This window comes from Flavobacterium sp. (assembly GCF_040379285.1).
Classification (GTDB): Bacteria; Bacteroidota; Bacteroidia; order Flavobacteriales; family Flavobacteriaceae; genus Flavobacterium.
Window position 1 is genome coordinate 1 of record NZ_JBEILJ010000025.1, and the last position, 21,267, is coordinate 21,267.

Sequence of the window (21,267 nt, forward strand, 5' to 3'; positions counted from 1 at the left end):
CTTTCAACAATTTAGAATTAATTGCCAGTTTTGAACGGGAACCCTACCCCCACCAAACCAAAGCTTATCACCAGCGTATGCCTGTCCCACGCTGAAAAAAAATTAAAAACCTCCTTCCCTTCTAAAAATTTTAAAAACGTCAACACACAAACCGAAACAAAAACATTCGAAAAGTTGATTGCAAAACTTAATACTGACAAAGGCTGCAAGATAAGGACGACAAGAACGCCAACCTGTAAAAAGCATTTGGCTAAATGGCGGGTGATGTAGTTAATTGAACATTCCAACTCCCCTGCTCCTGCGTGAAATAAAATTCGACGAAGTCAATCCTTTCAAGTGGTAAAAACAAAGCCCGCCTCAGCAACTGTCACCCGATGTTGCAATTTTTTAGGTTTAAGGTTTTAAGTTTCAAGTTCAGGGTAAAGAAAGCCGCTGAACCCCTGAGCTTCTAAGCCTTTGAAATACCTATAAATTCCACTCCCGATTTATGTCGGGTGTTTTTTTGCACTACGGATAGAGGCCTTGGGGAGCTCGGGCGGGGCGAGAGCCCAAGACCAGCGACGGCCGAAAGCCGGACCCCGACCGGAAAAGTGCTTTGGAAACGTGGGCGGGATTCGGGGGAGTGCCCAAAAAAATGAACAACCAAGTAACAAACCGTTTGTTGTATCGTCTAAAACATAAACCTAACTTTTTATACGCTTGGAAACAATACTATCGATTCGGAATTTAAACAAACGGTATGGCCGCGTGCATGCGGTGAATGATTTGTCGTTGGACATTCAAAAAGGCAACGTTTACGGGATATTGGGTCCGAATGGATCGGGAAAATCTACTACGCTGGGTATCGTGTTGAATGTGGTCAACCGCACTTCGGGCGACTATGCTTGGTTTGATGGAAAATTGCCTACCCACGAAGCTTTGAAGAAAGTGGGGGCCATCATTGAACGTCCCAATTTTTATCCCTATATGTCGGCACAGCAAAACTTGGAGCTGGTGTGCAAAATCAAAGGCATCGGGTACCACAAAGTGCAGGAGAAATTGGAACTTGTGGGTTTATGGGAGCGCAAAGACAGTAAGTTTCGCACCTTTTCGTTGGGGATGAAACAACGGTTGGCGATTGCTTCGGCCTTGTTGAACGACCCGGAGATTTTGATTTTGGACGAACCCACCAACGGCTTGGATCCGCAAGGGATACGACAGATTCGCGACATTATTCAGTTGATTGCTTCGCAAGGAACGACGATATTATTGGCTTCGCACTTGCTCGACGAAGTGGAAAAAGTGTGTTCGCATGTTTTGGTTTTGCAATATGGAAAAGTATTGTATTCGGGTACGGTTGCGGGCATGGGAACGCAACAAAGTTATTGGGAATTACGGTCAGCATCGCTGGAAGCACTGCAAACGGCCTTGGCACAGTATCCCGATTTGAGTTCGATTACCCTTGAACAAGACACCGTTGTGGTTCAGGCGAAAAGCGGCTTGGATGCCGGTTTGTTGAACAAATTTTTGAGTGAGCACGGGATTTATGTGCATCACTTGATGGAACGCAAACGCTCGTTGGAACAGCAATTTTTAACCCTAACCGAAACAAAATCCTAAGACATGAAACGTTTATTAGCCATAGAATTACAGAAAATTTGGTTGAATCGCGCGAGTCGCATCTTGACCCTGACCTATTTTGGAATTTTGAGTTTAATTGCGCTGATTGCTTCAATTGAGTTTGACTTGGGTCCTTTTCACTTTGATGCTTCCGAGCAGGGTATTTTTAACTTCCCCTACATTTGGCATTTGAACAGCTACATTGGGGCGTTGCCGAAGATTTTTTTGGCTTTGGTGATTGTTTCGATGATGGCTAATGAATACACTTACGGCACCTTAAAACAGAACTTGATTGACGGAATGAGTAAGAAAGAATTTGTCTTCTCTAAGTTCTTGACGGTCTTGGTATTTTCGGGCTTGTCGACGGTTTTTATTTTTGTGATTTCCTTGCTTTTGGGATTGATGTATTCGACCTATGACGAGGTAGGCATTATTTTCTCGGAAATGGATTATTTATTGGCCTTTTTTGTCAAGTTAACCGGGTTCTTTAGTTTTTGTTTGTTCTTGGGCGTATTGATCAAACGGTCGGCTTTTGCGATTGGATTTTTGTTTGTTTGGTATTTGATTGAAAATATTGGTTTCTTGATTTTTGGAAAATTGATTGTCAACGACTTTGAATTGGCGCGTAGTATTTTCCGATACATGCCTTTGGAAGCGATGTCGGGGGTATTGATTGAACCCTTCACCAAATTGGATATTATTCAAGCCGTTGGAAATCAGGTAGGTGTGCTTGAAATCAAAGACTATGCTGTGGATTACGGTCTGGTAGCGGTTGTCTTGGTTTGGACCTGCCTTTTTATATGGGGCTCGTATGCGTTGATTCAAAAAAGAGATTTGTAATCTACGAGTGTTAAAATCGTCAAAAAATAAAAAGTACGCACGCCTAATAGCGGGGTATTGTCTATTTTTGGGCTATGAATGCAAAATTTTTATCGAACCTATTAACGCTATTATTTTCAGCGATTTGTTTCGCTCAATTTAGTAAAACGCATTATATCCCTCCGATCTCCAATTCGCAAAATATGCCTATTGGATCGAAGTTTTTATATATTTCAACCCCGAGTATCACGCCCATTCAATTTACCATCAAACAATCGGGGAGTGTTAACATCACCGGAACGGTTTCGCGTGATATCCCTTACGTATTTGATATGGATAGCAGTGGGAGTCCGTTTCAGTTTGTCGTTGACCAATCGGCAGCAAATACCATTTTACAAGATGCGGGCTATATCATTGAAGCCGAGGATTTAATCTCGGTTTCGGGTCGTATTGTCGATGTCTCCGGTAACCAAGCGGGTTGTGTTGTTTCGAAAGGGATGGCGGCATTGGGCACCCAATTTCGCATTGGCGGGATGACCAATTTGCTGGTCAACAACTACTTTGAATTGCATTACACTTTTGTAAGTGTTATGGCAACCGAGAATAACACTACGGTTACTTTTAGCGACATCGGCCCTGGTGCCCAACTTGTCAATACCACGGGAAACACACCACCTCCTGTTTTACTCAACAGTGGCGAAACCTTTGTCATAGCCGTTCAGGGTCCGTTGGCGGCCAATCGCGATGCCCTCATTGGATCACTGGTAACCGCGGACAAACCTATTGCTGTGAATTGTGGATCGGTTGGTGGAACCAATGGCCAAATGTCGAATATCGATACAGGCTTTGACCAAATTGTATCGGTAGAGCGAACCGGGAAAGACTATATTTTTATCAAAAGTACGGGAATGGACAATGTGGAGCGCGTATTGTTGATTGCCCACGAAAACAACACCTCCATCTTTCTGAATGGGAATACTACGCCGAGCTATCAATTGAATGCGGGGGACTATGTGCAACTTACCGGAGCCGATTACAATGTGAATGGCAATTTATATGTTCGTTCGGATAAAAATATTTTTGCGTACCAAGCGGTCGGTGACGGTTCTCAGAACAATCAAGCGAATCAAGAAATGTTTTTTGTTCCGCCTCTAAGCTGTCAAACTCCAAAATCCCTCGATAACATTCCGTTTATTGAAAGAGTTGGGAATCGAAATTTCAGTGGGCGCGTTACTATTACCACCAAAACCGGATCAACCCTTAACTTTATCATCGATGGAGTCCCCTACACGCTAGCGGGATTGGCAGGGGCTTTTGGCGTAAGTGGTCCTTTAGCAGTAGTAGGAAATCCAAATTATGAATGTTATATCATTACAGGTTTGACAGGAAATGTTTCCGTTTTTTCTACCACCGAACTCTATTTGGCCGCTTATGGAAACAATGGAGCCGCTACGTTTGGAGGCTATTATTCGGGATTTGTGTTCAAACCTGAGGTAGTTTTTCAAGAAGTTGATGTTAACCTCACCAACTGTATTCCCAATGTGTCGTTGAATGTCAATGCGCAGAGTGGATTTGATACCTACCAATGGTATTTCAACAATGTGCCGATTCCCGGCGCAACGACCAATAGTTATACCCCGACACAACCCGGATACTACAAAGTAAATGCTGCTTTGGCTGCTTGTGGGATTGAAATTTTATCGGATGAATTTCCAGTCAGTACCTGTCCCAACGATTTGGATGGGGATTTGGTCAATGACAACATTGATGTGGATATGGACAACGACGGGATTGCCAATTGTACGGAATCGTATGGGAACCAATACTTGAATTTACAAAATCCCAGCACAGGAACACTGACGGTAGGGGCCTTTAGCCGACCTTTTACTGGGACTGTAAGTACGTCTACAACGGCTAGTACGCTTCCGTTTACATCGACGAATGATGGCACTATCGTCACGGATGTTCCTCCCGGAAAAACGAACTGGGTAAAATACCAAGTCAACTTCACACAGCCCATCAGTTTGGGATTAGAATATGCTGCTGTGGCCAATACCACTGATTTAATCAACGACAAAGGGGAATATATTATCACCTGCCCAATAAACCAAACCATTACGGTAGACAATCCAGATAATCAGTTGTTAATTGATACGAATTACGACGGTTTCTTTGAGAGCGGCGTGACGCGATTTTCCTCTTTTGAAATTCGTTTTCGATTGAATAGTGCTGTTCCTTTGGCCGCAGGGAGTGGCACGTTTAAATTCCAAACCTACCTGACGACTTCATTGGCAATCCAGCATAAAAATTTGGTTGATGATGCGCCCAATCGTGCCACGTTTCGCTTTTATGCGGTATGTGTCCCCAAAGACAGTGATGCCGATGGTGTCGCCGATGCGTTGGACATCGATTCAGATAATGATGGAATTTTAGATTTAGTAGAGTCACAAGGGCCTACGTTTGTGGCACTTTCTGGAAATGACGCCAACAATGACGGTTTGGATGATATTTTTGGTCCTTCATATGTTCCCAACGACTTTGACGGTGATGGCGTTCCCAATTATTTGGATTTAGATTCAGATAATGACGGAATTTACGATGTAACGGAAGCCCAAAGTGGTACCTTGGATGCCAATTTAGATGGGATTATTGATGCGATTCAGGTTGGAACCAACGGGTTGCACAACGGATTAGAAAACCCTCTTGATTCAGGAACGTTGAATTACACTTTAGCCGATTCTGATGGCGATGGTATTTTTAATTATGTTGCTTTGGACGCGGACAACGATTCATGTGCCGATGTGATTGAAGCAGGTTTTGCTGATCCAGATGCCAATGGTGTTTTGGGAACAGGCAGTGTCACCGTGAATGCCAATGGAGTGGTGACTGGCGCTGGAGGATATACGCCACCAAATCCTAATTACAGTATCAGTGCTCCTATCAGTATCACTACAGCGCCCCAAGATGTTACGGTGTGTGAATTGCAAAACGCCGTCTTTACTGTTGTTCCTGCAACGCCAGTCGATAGCTATCAGTGGCAATTTTCAACAAATAACGGCACGACATGGACAACGTTAGCCAACGGCCCCAATTACACCGGAGTGACCTCCAATACATTGACAGCTCTTGCCGTAACGCCGGCTATGGTAGGCTATCGCTATCGTGTGGTACTCAACCGAAATGGTAACAGCTGTGGCCTTAATTCGTTGAGTGCGGTATTGACAACCTATGCACTACCTGTCGTGACTACACCGCTTACGTTGGTCCAATGTGACAACGACACGGACGGTATTTCGAGTTTCAACCTAACGCAAAAAAACAATCAGATTTCGGCCAATGCCACCACCGAAACATTTACCTATTTCACCTCGCAAATTGGAGCCGAAACCAATAATGTATCGCAACAAATTTCAAACTTTACCGCTTATACAACCACCAATACTTCGGTTTGGGTTCGCGTCGAAAATGCCAATCAATGTTTCCGCGTAGCCCGTTTGAATCTCATTGTTTCAGCCACCCAAATCCCCGCTGGAACGAGTTGGCAATTTACCCAATGTGATTTTTACGTAAATCCCCTAGACACCGACACCGATGGCATTGCAACTTTTAATTTCAGTAGTGTTACCGGGCAGATTCAAGCATTATTACCCAATACCGCAACGTATACGATTTCGTATTATAGAAACGAAGCCGATGCTTTGGCCGAAAATGATAGCAATGGAAATTCCTTAGCGATCGCCAATCCCGCCAATTATGCCAATATCGGGTACCCCAACGCGCAACAGATTTGGGTTCGCGTTGACAGTAACGTAGACAATGCCTGTTTTGGATTGGGCCCCTACATTACCTTAACCGTACAAGCCTTACCCACTATTTTCCCGTTGGGCAATGGCAATGTTATTCGCTCTTGTGATGATGACCAAGATGGTAGTTTTACCTTCAATACGGCTACGTTACAAAGTAGCCTTCTACAAGGGCAAACGGGTGTTGTTATTGAATATATTGCTGGAAATGGATCGCCAATTCCTGCACCGTTTCCCCCAACGTATACGGTAACCGGTACCGAAACGATTCAGGTTAGGGTAGCTAATGCCAACAACATTCCTGTGGATGGACCATGTTTCCGGACCACTACGGTAACCTTTATTGTTGATGATTTACCCGAATTGTTTGCGGTAGCTCCCAATCGATTTGAGGTTTGTGATGATGAAACCGATCCCGCGCTACAGAACGGCACGGTGGCTTTTGACACCACAACGCTCACGCAAGATTTAATTCAAGGGCAAACTGGATTTACGTTAACCTACACCTTGGCCAACGGTACGGTTTACGCAAATCAACTACCAAATCCGTTTATCAGTGGAACACAAACGGTTTTGGTCAACTTGACCAATCCAATTAATACGAACTGTTCGGCAACCTATCCGCTATCCTTTGTGGTGCATCCAAGACCTTTAGTCGATATCAATGCCCAAGGGTGGGATGATACCTTGATTTGTTCTAATTTACCTTTTTTCACAGCAACACTTACAGCCGATGTGGCGCAAGACAACTTGATTCCCACCTACACGTACCAATGGTATTTTGAGGGAACCCTCATTCCGGGGGCAACCCAATACAGCCTCACGGTCAATCAAGAAGGGACGTATAGCGTTGAAGTTACCAATACTCAAGGGTGTACTGCCCTACGCGTAGTTGAAGTGAACACCTCTGTTATTGCGACGATAGATTCGGTAACCGTTGTGGATTTGGTCGATAATAACACCATCACGGTAAACGTTTCTGGCAATGGTGATTATGTGTACAGTATTGATGAATCGTATGGACCGTATCAAAGTTCAAATGTATTTACACAAGTCCCCATGGGCGTGCATACGGTCTATGTAAAAGACTTAAATGGATGTGGAATAGCTTCCTATTTGGTCACTGTGTTGGGCATTCCAGCCTATTTTACACCCAATGGCGATGGATTTAATGATACTTGGAATATTCGTGGCGTTACGAACACTTTTTATCCCAATACGCAAATCTTTATTTACGACCGTTATGGGAAGTTATTGAAACAAATCGGGGCGTTGGGCCCGGGTTGGGACGGTACTTATAATGGAGCTTTACTGCCAGGCGATGATTACTGGTATGTCATTCAACTTGAAGACGGGCGTATTGTTAAAGGAAATTTTGCCTTGAAGCGTTAGCCTCGAATGCTAAAAAGCATATACTAAAAAAGCCATCAACGAAAGGATTGATGGCTTTTTTTTATTGTTAGAATGGAGGTGTTACACCATAGCATTTTTGAAACGCTTACGGTCATTTTCGCTCAACAAAATTTTACGCAAACGAATTGACTTGGGTGTCACTTCCACATACTCATCTTTTTGAATATATTCTAAAGCTTCTTCAAGGGTAAACTTGATCGCCGGAACGATACGCGTTTTATCATCAGCGCCCGCGGAACGGAAGTTAGTCAATTGTTTGGTTTTGGTAATGTTTATCACCAAATCATCCGCACGAGAGTTTTCACCGACCACTTGTCCTTCGTAAATATCTTCGTTGGGATCGACAAAAAACTTACCACGGTCTTGCAATTTATTGATTGAATACGGAATGGCTTTTCCATTTTCCATAGAAATCAACGAACCGTTAATACGACCCGAAATATCTCCTTTTAAAGGCTCATACCCAATGAAACGATGCGCCATAATAGCTTCTCCCGCAGTAGCCGTCAACAATTGATTACGCAATCCGATGATTCCACGAGAAGGAATGTTAAATTTGATAATCATACGCTCGCCACGGGGTTCCATGCTTAGCATTTCCCCTTTACGAACGGTAACGAATTCGACCGCTTTACCCGAAACATTTTCAGGTAAGTCGATGGTTAATTCTTCAATAGGCTCACATTTTTGCCCATCAATTTCTTTGATAATAACTTGGGGTTGACCGATTTGCAATTCATAACCCTCGCGACGCATGGTTTCAATTAAAACAGACAAGTGCAATACCCCACGACCAAACACCATAAATTTATCGGCCGAATCGGTTTCGCTTACGCGTAAGGCCAAGTTTTTCTCTAGTTCTTTGGTCAAACGATCTTTGATATGGCGCGAAGTAACGAATTTTCCTTCTTTACCAAAGAAAGGAGAGTCATTGATGGTAAACAACATACTCATTGTTGGTTCATCAATCGCAATACTTTTTAAGGCTTCTGGATTTTCAAAATCAGCGATGGTATCCCCAATTTCAAACCCTTCAATACCCACCAAGGCACAAATGTCACCGGCGTGTACTTCGGCTACTTTTTTACGGCCCAAACCTTCAAAAGTGTGTAATTCTTTGATTTTGGATTTGGTGATGGAACCGTCTCTTTTCACTAGAGAAACAGGCATATTTTCACGTAGCGTTCCGCGCTCTAAACGTCCGATAGCGATTCGACCCGTAAACGATGAAAAGTCCAACGAAGTAACCAACATTTGAGGTGTTCCTTCTGACACTTTAGGAGCGGGAACATGATTCACCACCATATCCAACAAAGGTTCGATAGATGTTGTAACGTTTTGCCAGTCTTCGGACATCCAGTTGTTTTTGGCCGAACCATAAACGGTTGGGAAGTCCAACTGCCATTCCTCGGCACCCAATTCAAACATGAGGTCGAATACTTTTTCATGCACTTCTTCAGGAGTACAGTTTTCTTTATCCACTTTGTTGATCACCACACAAGGTTTCAACCCTAAGTCAATGGCTTTTTGCAATACGAAACGTGTTTGGGGCATTGGACCTTCAAAGGCATCGACCAACAAACAAACGCCATCTGCCATATTCAATACCCGTTCTACTTCCCCACCAAAGTCGGCGTGGCCTGGCGTATCGATAATGTTAATTTTGGTTCCTTTGTATACAACCGAAACGTTTTTGGAGGTAATGGTAATGCCGCGTTCGCGTTCTAAATCATTATTATCCAAAATTAAATCGCCGGTATTTTCGTTTTCGCGAAACAGCTGACAGTGGAACATAATCTTGTCAACCAAGGTTGTTTTTCCGTGGTCAACGTGGGCAATAATGGCAATATTTCGTATTGATTCCATGTGATTTTTTTGAAGGCGCAAAGGTAGTTTTTATTTTCTGAATTCAGGCATCCTCAAGGCAATAGTTTTAAGATAAGTAAAAGTGAATTAATACTACAACATGTTTTTTATCTTGTTTTTTTGTTATTTTTGGAATAATGAAACACACCAACCTACGTTTTTTTCTTCCGGCATTCCTCATCTTATTTGCCCTGATATTTACAGGGATGGTCGTGGTCACCCAATGGAACAATCCAACATGGCAACTGGGAATCGGATTGGGTTTATCGTTGGGAATTGCTCTTTTTACGACGTACTTTGTAGCACAAAAGATTTTAACTACAGAGCGCTATATGGCGCAATTTGAATCGGAATTCTCAGAATTATCTGTTTCCAACGAACGTTTTGAAATTGTTTCCAAAGCAACGAGCGATACGATTTGGGACTGGGATGTTAAAACCAACAGCTTTATTTGGAACAAAGGAATTCAAGGCGTTTTTGGTTATAAAAAAGAACAGGTTGGACCTCATTTACAGTGGTGGTTTGATAAAATTCACCCTGAAGACAGTTTGAAGATTTCCGTAAAACTATATTCGTATATCGCCCAACGCTCGGATAAATGGCAAGATGAATACCGATTTATGGACGCCAATGGACAATACCGCTATGTGTATGACCGTGGTTTTCTGGTAAAAGATGAGGAAGGCAATGTGGTGCGAATGATTGGTGCAATGCAGGATGTCACCCGACAAAAAGAAGAAGAACAACGATTGCGTTTATTGGAAACCGTGATTATCCAAAACCGCGATACCGTTTTGATTACCGCTGTTGGAGCCTCTGAAAATGCCGAAGATCAAATCGTATATGTCAATCCTGCTTTCGAGAAAATGACAGGATACGACCAAGCGAAAGTTTTACACCAATCTGCTACCTTCTTTTTCAAACGTATCCGAAATAAAAGGGATGTCAAAAAAATTGCAGATGCCTTAAAAAAGAAAGAGGCTTTTACCTTGGAAACCCTGACCAAACGTAAGGACAACACTAACTATTGGGTGAATCTAAGTTTGATTCCCATTACCAACCATGAAAATCAACATACACATTGGATTTCCATTCAGCGTGACATAACCGAGGAAAAAGAGCAAGAAAAAGAACGCGAACAGTTGATTAAAGAATTGACACAAAACAACTCCGACTTAAAGCAATTCTCCTACATCACTTCGCACAACTTACGAGCTCCTCTTTCTAATTTGACCGGGTTATTGAATTTGTTGGATGATATTGAAATTGAGGATTATGAATTGAAAGAAATTCTTCAAGGATTTAGCAAATCAACCCAACAACTAAACGACACAGTCAATGATTTGGTGAATATCATTATTATCAAAGACAGTTTAGCTATTGATAAAGAGCCGATTGTGATTCGTGATGTGTTTGAAAACATCTTTAACCAACTTAGTTTTTTAATCAGTAACTTAAACCCAATTATAAAACTGGATGTCGACAAAGTAGATACTTTATTATTAAATTGTTCATATTTTGAAAGTATTTTACTAAATTTGACTACCAATGCACTCCGCTACAGCGATCCTTCCCGTCAATTGAAAATTTTAGTCGCTGCTAAAAATTTAGGCACCGAAACACAAATTACCTTCAAAGACAACGGCTTGGGTATAGACCTCAAACGCCATCGAGATAAAGTATTTGGATTATACCAACGTTTTCATGACAATCCGGACAGTAAAGGTTTGGGCTTATATTTAGTCAAATCGCAAGTTGAGTCCATGGGAGGAAGCATCACAATAGATAGTGAGGTAGGCGTAGGAACAACATTCACGATTACCTTTAAAAACAATTAAAATGTACAAAAAAATACTCTGTGTAGACGATGACCCCATTACATTAATGCTATGTAAAAAAGTCATTCAAAAGTGTGAGTTTTCCGAAACCATTGAGATTGCCAACAATGGTGAAGATGCGTTAGCCTATTTAGAGTCGTTTTCTCAAGATGGAATTACACCGACAACCGATTTACCCGAACTTCTTTTTTTGGATTTGAATATGCCCGTAATGGGGGGCTGGGAATTTCTGGATATCATTACTGAACGACGTTACAACGAAATTTTTCCACAGCTAAAAGTAATTGTGCTCTCCTCAACTATAGACCCAAAGGACATCGAAAAATCAAAATCGTATCCTATGGTATTGGACTTTTTATCGAAACCGATAACTAGAGAGATGCTTGAAGAGTTAAAGAATAACAACGCATAAAAAAAGCCTCCGAATTGGAGGCTTTTGCATACTATACTATAAAATAGATTACAGTTTGTTGACGTGTTTCGTTAACTTCGACTTCAAGTTGGAAGCCTTGTTATCATGAATGATGTTTTTCTTCGCTAACTTGTCAATCATAGAAATAACGCTTGCCAATTTGGCTGCTGCATCTGCTTTATCCGTAGACATACGCAACGCTTTCACGGCATTACGTGTTGTTTTGTGTTGATAACGGTTTAAAACTCTTCGTTTCTCGTTACTTCTAATTCTCTTTAGCGCTGACTTGTGATTTGCCATTGTTTTGTAATTTAATTGTAATAATTATTTATAACTATTAGTTAAAAAAGAAAAACCTCCCACAATTACTCGGTAATCACTTTGGTTTTAACTAATAAAACAACGATTTGAGACACAAAACCTTTGTTTTACAAAACTAATTTACAACTAATTTGTAGCCCGTAGGGGAATCGAACCCCTCTTGCAAGAATGAAAATCTTGAGTCCTAACCGATAGACGAACGGGCCATTTGAGTAACAGTAACATGAAATGTCACACTTAAATTGCCTTTATTTTGTAGCCCGTAGGGGAATCGAACCCCTCTTGCAAGAATGAAAATCTTGAGTCCTAACCGATAGACGAACGGGCCTACTGCTCAAATGCGGATGCAAAAATACAACTATTTTTTACACGTGCAAGTCCGCTTTTAAACTTTTTTATTTTTTTTAATAGGCCTTAGCAAACAAGACACGTCCGGTGGATGGAGCCCCTGAAAACACACATTTTCCCTCTTCTTTTTCTTGGTCCAAAGGAATGCAACGAATGGTTGCCTTAGTCAATTCTTTAATCTTTTCTTCCGTTTTTTGTGTTCCATCCCAATGGGCAGCTAAAAATCCTCCTTTTGTTTCCAAAATCGTTTTGAATTCATCAAAATTATCCACTTTAGTAATATGACTGTCGCGGTACGAAAATGCTTTTTGATATAAACTCTGCTGAATCGTTTCCATTAAATCAACAAGGTAGGCTTCTACGCCCTCGCGACGAACCACCTCTTTGGTTAACGTATCTCTTCGGGCTAGCTCCACCGTTCCTTGTTCTAAATCTTTGGGACCAATCGCCATGCGTACGGGCACGCCTTTGAGTTCCCATTCGGCAAATTTAAATCCTGGCTTTTGTGTCGTCCGATCGTCAAACTTAACCGAAATGTGTAACTTACGTAAAGCCGCTGTGATTTCATGAGCCACTGTACTGATAGCCGCCAGTTCTTCTTCACTCTTGTAAATTGGTACAATAACTACTTGAATCGGAGCTAAATTAGGTGGTAAAACCAACCCATTATCATCGGAATGCGTCATGACCAAAGCACCCATCAAGCGTGTTGAAACCCCCCAAGAGGTGCCCCACACATAATCTTGTTTCCCTTCTTTGTTGGCAAACTTCACCTCAAAGGCTTGTGCAAAATTTTGCCCTAAAAAGTGTGATGTCCCAGCCTGCAAGGCTTTTCCGTCTTGCATCAAAGCTTCAATGCAATAGGTTTCTTCCGCTCCGGCAAAACGTTCATTGGCTGTTTTCACACCTTTGATAACGGGAATAGCCATGAAATTTTCGACAAAATCAGCATATACTTGCATCATTTGTTCGGTCTCAGCTATGGCTTCTTCACGGGTAGCATGCGCGGTATGCCCCTCCTGCCACAAAAACTCAGCGGTACGAAGAAACAAACGGGTACGCATTTCCCAGCGCACTACATTCGCCCATTGATTAATAAGCAAGGGCAAATCACGGTAGGATTGAATCCAATTCTTATACGTAGACCAAATAATCGCTTCACTGGTAGGTCGAACGACTAATTCTTCCTCCAGTTTGGCTTGTGGATCAACGATAAGTTTCCCTTTTTGGGTTTCATCCGCTTTTAAACGGTAATGCGTCACTACGGCGCATTCTTTCGCAAATCCTTCCGCATTTTTCTCTTCTGCTTCAAACATACTTTTGGGAACAAACAAAGGAAAATACGCATTGCTGTGACCGGTTTCTTTGAACATCCGATCCAACTCGGCCTGCATTTTTTCCCAAATGGCATATCCATAAGGTTTGATCACCATACAGCCACGCACCCCAGAGTTTTCAGCCAAATCGGCTTTAACCACCAGCTCGTTATACCATTTGGAATAATCCTCTTCTCGCTTTGTTAAGTTCTTACTCATAATGAACAGTTTGGCACAAAAATTGTTTAATCAAATTTTAACTAATTAGTCTGGCAAAACTAACTATTTTTGTAATGACCAACAATAAAAATGCTATAGATATGAAAACAAATTTCCTTTCCCAAATCCGTAATTTCCGTTGGCTCACCCTAGTCACTTTGGGAATTTTGGTCACTTCTTGCGGCTCCTATCAAAATTCTTCCTATTACGATAATGATGGCGTATATGGCAGCACTGGAACCACTCGAGCTAGTGCTCCTAGACAGGACAATAGCAACAGCGAATATTACCGTAATTATTTCAGCTCCTTAAACGAGGTGAGTCAAGAATTAATTACAGATGTTGAAAATTATACTACACCACAAGACAGCACCCAAAACACTGCGGCACACACGGCTTCTTCCAACTACAATGGATGGGGGAATAATGCTACCAATGTCACCGTCAACTATTATGATTCTTGGAATGACGGCTGGGGTTGGAATGGCGGCTGGGGTCTTGGTTGGAATGCTGGCTGGGGCGGCTGGGGCTGGAACAACTGGGGTTGGAACGGCGGCTGGGGTCTCGGTTGGAATGCCGGCTGGGGCTGGGGCGGCTGGGGCGGCTGGGGTTGGAACAACTGGTATGGTCCTGGTTGGGGCTGGGGTTGGAACTCTTGGTACGGACCCGGTTGGGGCTGGGGCTGGGGTGGCGGTTGGTATAACAACTTCGCTTACAACGGAGGACGTCGTAACACCATTTACCGAAATCCAACAGCACTTAACGGACGTAACAGCGGTATCGGACGCGCTAATAATGGTTTCACCCGAAGCAATAATTTTACCCGAGGCAATACTGTTCGTAACGGGCGTGCAGATTATACCAATGGGGTGCGTCCAGTAAATATTACGCGTGGCAATAGCGGCGTGCGTCAAAACTATCCTACCAATAATACACGACCCAATAATGCGCCTAACACAGGAGCCGTGCGTAATAACCCTACTCCGAGTAGTAGCCCTTCACGCAGTGAGTCCAACACCCGAAGCTACAGCCCATCGCGTTCAAATTATGGAGGTGGCGGAAGCTACGGCGGCGGTGGCGGTTTTGGCGGTGGCGGCCGTTCAGGAGGCGGTGGCGGTGGTCGTCGTTAATTTGTTCCATTTACTCACTAAGACTAGTTTACTATGAAAAAGATATTTGCCTTATGCTTCACAGGATTGGTTATGACCTCCGGTTGGAGCCAAGATATACAGGATGCCTTAAGGTATTCGGTGCAAGACCTTAATGGAACGGCTCGATTTCGCGCTATGGGAGGTGCCTTTGGTGCTGTAGGGGGTGATTTAAGTGCCATTTCTGTCAATCCAGCAGGTTCTGTGATTTTCAGTAACAATCAAGCAGGTGCTACGCTTACCAATTTTAACACCACCAATCGCACCAATTATTTTGGAACCCAACAACGAGAAAACAACAATCACTTTGACATCAATCAAGCGGGAGGTGTGTTGGTTTTTGTAGACCCTCTAAAAAAATCTGATTGGAATAAATTTGCGGTAGCCTTGAATTACGAGAACACGCAAAACCTGAATAATTCTGTTTTTCTAAGCGGCGTCAATCCCAACAACTCCATTGACCAATACTTCCTTAGTTTTGCCAACGGTAGAAATCCCTCTGAAGCAGTTCCTTTTGGAGTGCTAAACGATTTCTTTTACGATGAATTGTTTTTTAACGAACAACAAGCCTATTTAGGATACAATTCCTATATTATCGACCCGGTTAGTAATAATCCGAACAATACTTCCTACTTTACGAATATTGCCCCTGGTGGAAATTATGCGCAAAGCTTTTTATTGAACTCCTCGGGTTATTCCAGTAAATTATCGGTGAATGGATCAGCACAATACCAAGATTGGTTGATGCTCGGAATCAATTTGAACTTTCATTTTGTCGATTACCGACAAAGCACTTCATTTTTTGAAGCCAATTCAAATCCCCGCTATCCCACCGGCTCTACGGTAGATCGGGTGCGTTTTAACAATGATTTGTACACCTATGGCAACGGATTCTCTGTTCAATTGGGGGCTATTTTTAAAGTACACAAAAATGCGCGTTTGGGACTTGCTTATCAATCCCCGACTTGGTTTCGCTTGAACGATGAGTTACGTCAATACATCGCTACGTCGGGATTTGGTTTGAATGCAGATGCCAATAATACGCAGTATAATTCGGTGGTCGTGGATCCGAATGTGACCATGATTTTCGAACCCTATCGTTTGCGTACAGCCGATAGAGTTACGGCATCGGGTGTCTTTTTGTTTGGCAAACGCGGTTTAATCAGTGCTGATATCTCGCAGCAGTTTTACCAAGGCAACACCTTTACGCCGCAACGCGATTTTAGTGCCGAAAATGCAACTATAGATAATCAATTACAGGCGGCTACAGAAATTCGCTTAGGAACGGAATACAAATACAATCAATGGAGTCTTCGCGGAGGATATCGTTGGTCTGAAAGTCCCTACAAAAACCACTATACAATGGGTAATTTGACAACCTATTCGGGTGGATTGGGGTACAATTTTGGGGATACGCGTCTAGATGTATCGTACAGTCACGGATGGCGCAATTTCAACCAACAAATGTTCAACCGCGGATTGACCGATACAGCGCGTAGTCGTGCCGTGTTTGACAACATTTCGGTGACTCTTCTTTTTGAATTATAATTCCACTATACCTTATAAAAGCCGTCGGTTATCGATGGCTTTTTTTATGCGGTTTCCTTTTTGAGACTGAAATAAATAGCCTAATTTTGCAGTCCATTTTTCAAAAACTATGAGAACCAAATCGGTCAAAAAAAACAAGATCAATGTAATCACTTTAGGGTGTTCCAAAAACACGTACGATAGTGAAGTCTTAATGGGACAATTGCGCGCCAACGGAAAAGAAGTTGTGCATGAACAAGAAGGCAATATTGTGGTCATCAACACCTGCGGATTTATTGATAATGCCAAAGAAGAATCAGTAAATACCATTTTGGAATACGCCGACAAAAAAGAACGTGGCGTGGTAGACAAAGTATTTGTCACCGGTTGTCTTTCTGAAAGATACCGACCCGATTTGGAGAAAGAGATTCCAAACATCGACCAGTACTTTGGAACCACAGAATTACCGCTTTTGCTAAAGGCTTTAGGTGCCGATTATAAGCACGAACTCTTAGGAGAACGACTCACTACGACGCCTAAAAATTATGCTTATTTAAAAATCGCCGAAGGATGTGACCGTCCTTGTAGTTTTTGTGCCATTCCATTGATGCGCGGAAAACACGTATCACAACCAATTGAAAAATTGGTAAAAGAGGCCGAGGGATTGGCCAAAAATGGCGTAAAAGAATTGATTTTAATTGCACAAGATCTCACCTATTACGGATTGGATTTATACAAGAAAAGAAACTTAGCCGAACTTTTGGAAGCCTTAGTAAAGGTTGAAGGTATTGAGTGGATTCGTTTGCATTATGCCTTTCCTTCAGGATTTCCTATGGATGTATTGGATGTCATGCGACGGGAACCGAAGATTTGCAATTATATCGATATTCCTTTGCAGCACATATCCGATGCCATTTTAAAATCGATGAAACGCGGAACTACCCAGGAAAAAACGACCCGACTGTTAAATGAATTTCGGGAAGCGGTTCCAGGCATCGCTATTCGTACCACTTTAATTGTGGGGTATCCCGGCGAAACGGAGGAAGATTTCCAAATATTGAAAGACTGGGTTCGCGATATGCGCTTCGAACGTTTGGGTTGTTTTACCTATTCCCACGAAGAAAATACGGGCGCGTTTGCGCTTGAGGATGATGTCCCTGAAGCCACAAAATTGGCGCGTCAACAAGAAATCATGGATATTCAATCGCAAGTATCTTTTGAATTAAATCAAGAAAAAATCGGTCAAACCTTTCGTTGTGTCATCGATCGAAAAGAAGGGAACTATTTTGTTGGACGTACCGAATTTGATAGTCCCGATGTTGATAATGAAGTTTTGATTGACGCTTCTCAACACTATTTAAAAACAGGAGAATTTGCTATGATTCGAATTTTTGATGCGAGTGAATTTGACCTTTACGGAGAACCGATATAATTTGTATCTTTACGAAAATGAAGTTATTATGAAAAAAATCGCTTTGTTATTTTGTTGCACTGTAACGCTCACTGGTTGGGCACAAATGGGCATGATGAATAACGGTATGGGGGGCATGGGGCGTTCTGGTATGGGTATGCAACCGCCAATGGCTCGAGAGAAAACACCTGAGCAACTTGAAAAAGAACGCGTTGAATCGGTACAAAAAACGGTAGATAAACTGAAAACCGATTTAAAACTGGACGAATTACAAGTGATTATTGTGCAAAAAGAATTTGATGCCAGCTCCAAAAAAATCAATGCCATCATGAAAAAAGAAAACATGGCACAAGATGAAAAGTTGAGCGAAATTAGTGCCATTAATGAAACTGCAGAACGCAATGTGATGAACTTCCTGAATGACGAACAAAAGAAAAAGTTTAAGGAAATCATATTGGACCGTCAAAAAAGGATGGAAGCTATGAAGACCCGCTCTTAAATTAAAAAACTCCTGAGTCACCTCAGGAGTTTTTCGTTCTTCTTAATCATCTTTATATCGAAAACTTATGATTTTGCAACCACAGTTCCTTTAAAAGTCAACACTTTTGGCGTTTCTTCAGCATTGGTGGTTACCGTGATAGTTTTGGCAAACGCTCCAGCTGCTGCGGCATTGTAAGTCGCTTTTACATATCCTGTTTTTCCAGGCGCTACGGCTTCTTTAGTATAATCGGCTGCTGTACATCCACAAGAAGGTTTTACATTGGTAATCAATACCGACTTAGTCCCTGTGTTTTTAAACGAAAACTCGATGGTCTTTGGAGTTCCTTGTGGAATTTCACCTACATCTACAGTTTCTGATTTCCATACTACAGGTGAAGCTTCTTTGGCAGAAAGGGTAGTAGGTTGATCAATTACGGTTGCTGTCGTGAAAGACATCAATCCGAAGGCAAAAGCCGCTAAAGTAATTTTTACTGTTTTCATACGAAATGAATTTTTGGTTTTATAATTAAAGTAAGTTTTCTAATTTCTATGAGACAAAGGTAAATCCAATTTCGATAGTGGGTTGTTAACCGCTCTCGAATCTTTGTTAATGACTTGTTAACAGTCGGTATCCACTTATTTTTTAAGTAATTTTGAGACTCAATTTATCACTTTTGAAGACCAAAAAACTCAATATTGTCATTGTTCTTGGGATGATTGCTACCTTAGGCATTCTCATTGCTCAATTGCTTTGGACACGGGAAGCCTTCAGCTTGGAGGAAAAAAAATTCACCCAAAAAACACATATTGCCCTCTTGGAAGTAGTTAAAAAACTCTATGAGGGGAAAGACAGTGAATTACCACCCAACAATCCGGTGGAGAAAGTAGCCAACGACTACTATATTGTGAATGTTGAAAACGATTTTCAGCCCGATATTTTAGAATATTATCTGAAGACGGAATTTGCCAAAATGAACATCACGACCGACTTTGAATATGCTATGTATAACTGCAATAGCGATGAAATGGTGTATGGCAACTATGTAGCGATGAGCGATAAAAAACCCAGTACGCACAATGTCTATTTTCCGAAGCACAAAAATCTCGTCTATTATTTTGCCGTGCGGTTTCCCAACGAAACTTCGTACTTATTAAGCTCGCTTCGGTTTTGGTTTGTGTTGTCCTTTGCGCTGATGATTGTGCTTTTGGTGTATGTGTACTCCATTTACACCATTATCCAACAAAAAAAATACTCCGAATTGCAACGGGACTTTATCAACAACATGACCCATGAATTCAAAACACCCCTCTCCTCTATCCTACTCGCTTCGAGTTACCTCAACAAACAAGAGGTTATACGCGAGCAAAAAAAATTACTCGATTACACAGAAATCATTATCAATCAAAGTAAAAAACTAAATCACCATATCGAAAAGGTGTTGAATATTGCCAAAAGCGATGAATCTCCGCTTGCCTTACAACCCGAAAAATTAGCCTTACTCCCTTTGTTGCAAGAGGCCGCTGAAACCATTAAATTAAAAAACGAACAAGTTACTGTAACGATTGAAGCCGAACGCGAGTATACCCTTGAAGCTGATCGGTTTCATTTTTCAAACATTATCTACAATTTATTGGACAACTCGGTCAAGTACTGCAACCTTACCCCACGTATTCAAATTCGAGTTGACGAGGAACGCCATGGGTTACGGTTGCAATTTACAGACAATGGAATTGGAGTAGCGCCCAAAAATTTAAATTTGATCTTTGATAAATTTTATCGCGTTGCAGACCAAAAAAGCAATGAGGTAAATGGATTTGGTTTGGGATTGTTTTATGTCAAAAAGATTTGCACCCAACACCAATGGAAGATAAGCGCTCAAAATAATAAAGAACACGGATTGACGATAACGATTTTAATTCCTAAAAAGCACTATGCATAACTTCAAAATTCTGTATGCCGAAGACGATGAAACCATTGCGTTTCTGACGAAAGATCATCTGGAAAATTTTTATGCCGTAGACCATTTTGCCGATGGAACCGCAGCCTTGGAGGGTTTTCTTTCAAACGAATACGATTTGTGCATTTTAGACATTATGATGCCTAAAATGGATGGTTTTGAATTGGCTGAAGCCATTCGAAAAAAGAATCAGGAAATACCCATTATTTTTCTTTCCGCCAAAACATTAAAGGAAGATCGCATTCGGGGACTGAAAATTGGTGCCGACGATTATTTGGTAAAACCCTTTAGTATTGAGGAGCTAATGCTAAAAATCGATATTTTTTTACGGCGTTCCCATAAAAAAACAACACCCCCTCCTAGCCCGTTTTATACCGTGGGAACCTATCAATTTGATGCGGCCAATTATCGTATATTTAATGATACCGAGACCATTTCGCTCACCCAACGGGAATCGGATTTACTCAAACTTTTTTTAGACCATAAAAATCAAGTCCTCAAACGTGAAGAAATTTTGAAAGCCTTGTGGGGTGAAGACGATTACTTTATGGGCCGAAGTTTGGATGTATTCATTTCCCGCTTGCGCAAAATCTTTGCGCGACAAGAGGGAATTACTATTGAAAACTTGCACGGTATCGGATTTAAATTTAACAGTGAGGCGTAAGGGAAATGTTTTTGAAACTCAAATTTAGTGTAAAAGCCAAAAATCTCAAATCGCTTATTCAATACGAGGCTTCATACGCTTTAGCAATAACTATTTCAATAGACTCAAAAGAAAACCTGCACTAC

General features: G+C 41.8%; 15 protein-coding genes and 2 tRNA genes. 11 read left to right on the forward strand and 6 right to left on the reverse strand.

Translation table 11 applies throughout. The features are described from left to right. The first annotated feature begins 699 nt into the window (after positions 1-699). From ABWO12_RS06860 to ABWO12_RS06870, 3 genes are all read left to right on the forward strand, one after another. On the forward strand, positions 700-1,599 hold the full coding sequence (locus tag ABWO12_RS06860) for an ABC transporter ATP-binding protein (protein WP_353088021.1): 900 nt from the start codon (positions 700-702) through the stop codon (positions 1,597-1,599). Positions 1,600-1,602: 3 nt separating this feature from the next. Then, positions 1,603-2,439 carry an ABC transporter permease gene (locus tag ABWO12_RS06865; protein WP_353088022.1) on the forward strand — a complete coding sequence of 279 codons (837 nt, stop codon included), beginning with the start codon at positions 1,603-1,605 and terminating at the stop codon, positions 2,437-2,439. Positions 2,440-2,621: 182 nt separating this feature from the next. Next, a complete protein-coding gene (locus tag ABWO12_RS06870) occupies positions 2,622-7,613 on the forward strand; it encodes an FIDD domain-containing protein (RefSeq protein WP_353088023.1) in 4,992 nt (1,663 codons plus the stop codon). 81 nt (positions 7,614-7,694) lie between these two features. Here ABWO12_RS06870 and typA read toward each other — a convergent pair whose 3' ends face one another. Next, on the reverse strand, positions 7,695-9,500 hold the full coding sequence (gene typA, locus ABWO12_RS06875; protein ID WP_353088024.1) for a translational GTPase TypA: 1,806 nt from the start codon (positions 9,498-9,500) through the stop codon (positions 7,695-7,697). Positions 9,501-9,637: 137 nt separating this feature from the next. Here typA and ABWO12_RS06880 point away from each other — a divergent pair, with 137 nt between their 5' ends. Further along, positions 9,638-11,338, forward strand: coding sequence for a sensor histidine kinase (locus tag ABWO12_RS06880; protein ID WP_353088025.1), 1,701 nt, complete (start codon positions 9,638-9,640; stop codon positions 11,336-11,338). A 1-nt stretch (position 11,339) separates the two neighbouring features. After that, complete coding sequence (locus ABWO12_RS06885) at positions 11,340-11,750, forward strand: response regulator (RefSeq protein WP_353088026.1); 411 nt, start codon at positions 11,340-11,342, stop codon at positions 11,748-11,750. 48 nt (positions 11,751-11,798) lie between these two features. Here the strand turns inward: ABWO12_RS06885 and rpsT are convergent, their stop codons facing one another. The 4 genes from rpsT to proS all read right to left on the reverse strand — a co-directional run bounded on the left by rpsT (position 11,799) and on the right by proS (position 13,954). Next, positions 11,799-12,050, reverse strand: coding sequence for a 30S ribosomal protein S20 (rpsT, locus tag ABWO12_RS06890; RefSeq protein ID WP_073362803.1), 252 nt, complete (start codon positions 12,048-12,050; stop codon positions 11,799-11,801). A 155-nt stretch (positions 12,051-12,205) separates the two neighbouring features. Beyond that, positions 12,206-12,277, reverse strand: a tRNA-Glu gene (locus ABWO12_RS06895). A 50-nt stretch (positions 12,278-12,327) separates the two neighbouring features. Further along, positions 12,328-12,399 (reverse strand) — tRNA-Glu (locus ABWO12_RS06900). A gap of 76 nt (positions 12,400-12,475) precedes the next feature. Further along, positions 12,476-13,954, reverse strand: coding sequence for a proline--tRNA ligase (proS, locus tag ABWO12_RS06905; protein ID WP_353088027.1), 1,479 nt, complete (start codon positions 13,952-13,954; stop codon positions 12,476-12,478). A 101-nt stretch (positions 13,955-14,055) separates the two neighbouring features. On the opposite strand from proS, the gene ABWO12_RS06910 reads away from it, so the two are divergent. The 4 genes from ABWO12_RS06910 to ABWO12_RS06925 all read left to right on the forward strand — a co-directional run bounded on the left by ABWO12_RS06910 (position 14,056) and on the right by ABWO12_RS06925 (position 18,539). Beyond that, positions 14,056-15,084 carry a hypothetical protein gene (locus tag ABWO12_RS06910; protein ID WP_353088028.1) on the forward strand — a complete coding sequence of 343 codons (1,029 nt, stop codon included), beginning with the start codon at positions 14,056-14,058 and terminating at the stop codon, positions 15,082-15,084. A gap of 33 nt (positions 15,085-15,117) precedes the next feature. Continuing rightward, positions 15,118-16,650 (forward strand): OmpP1/FadL family transporter, encoded by a 1,533-nt coding sequence (locus ABWO12_RS06915; protein ID WP_353088029.1) that lies wholly within the window; start codon positions 15,118-15,120, stop codon positions 16,648-16,650. A gap of 109 nt (positions 16,651-16,759) precedes the next feature. Beyond that, the gene (gene rimO / locus ABWO12_RS06920) at positions 16,760-18,061 is read left to right on the forward strand and encodes a 30S ribosomal protein S12 methylthiotransferase RimO (protein WP_353088030.1); all 1,302 of its coding nucleotides are present in this window, start codon (positions 16,760-16,762) and stop codon (positions 18,059-18,061) included. Between the two features lie 28 nt (positions 18,062-18,089). Next, on the forward strand, positions 18,090-18,539 hold the full coding sequence (locus ABWO12_RS06925) for a hypothetical protein (protein WP_353088031.1): 450 nt from the start codon (positions 18,090-18,092) through the stop codon (positions 18,537-18,539). Between the two features lie 65 nt (positions 18,540-18,604). Here ABWO12_RS06925 and ABWO12_RS06930 read toward each other — a convergent pair whose 3' ends face one another. Beyond that, entirely contained in the window at positions 18,605-19,021 is a 417-nt protein-coding gene (locus ABWO12_RS06930) for a DUF1573 domain-containing protein (RefSeq protein WP_353088032.1), read from the reverse strand. A 173-nt stretch (positions 19,022-19,194) separates the two neighbouring features. Between ABWO12_RS06930 and ABWO12_RS06935 the strand changes: the two genes are divergently transcribed. Both ABWO12_RS06935 and ABWO12_RS06940 read left to right on the forward strand, forming a co-directional pair. Beyond that, on the forward strand, positions 19,195-20,460 hold the full coding sequence (locus tag ABWO12_RS06935; protein ID WP_353088033.1) for a sensor histidine kinase: 1,266 nt from the start codon (positions 19,195-19,197) through the stop codon (positions 20,458-20,460). Then, positions 20,453-21,142 carry a response regulator transcription factor gene (locus ABWO12_RS06940; RefSeq protein WP_353088034.1) on the forward strand — a complete coding sequence of 230 codons (690 nt, stop codon included), beginning with the start codon at positions 20,453-20,455 and terminating at the stop codon, positions 21,140-21,142. Before ABWO12_RS06935 ends, ABWO12_RS06940 begins: the two co-directional genes overlap by 8 nt. Positions 21,143-21,267: the final 125 nt, after the last annotated feature.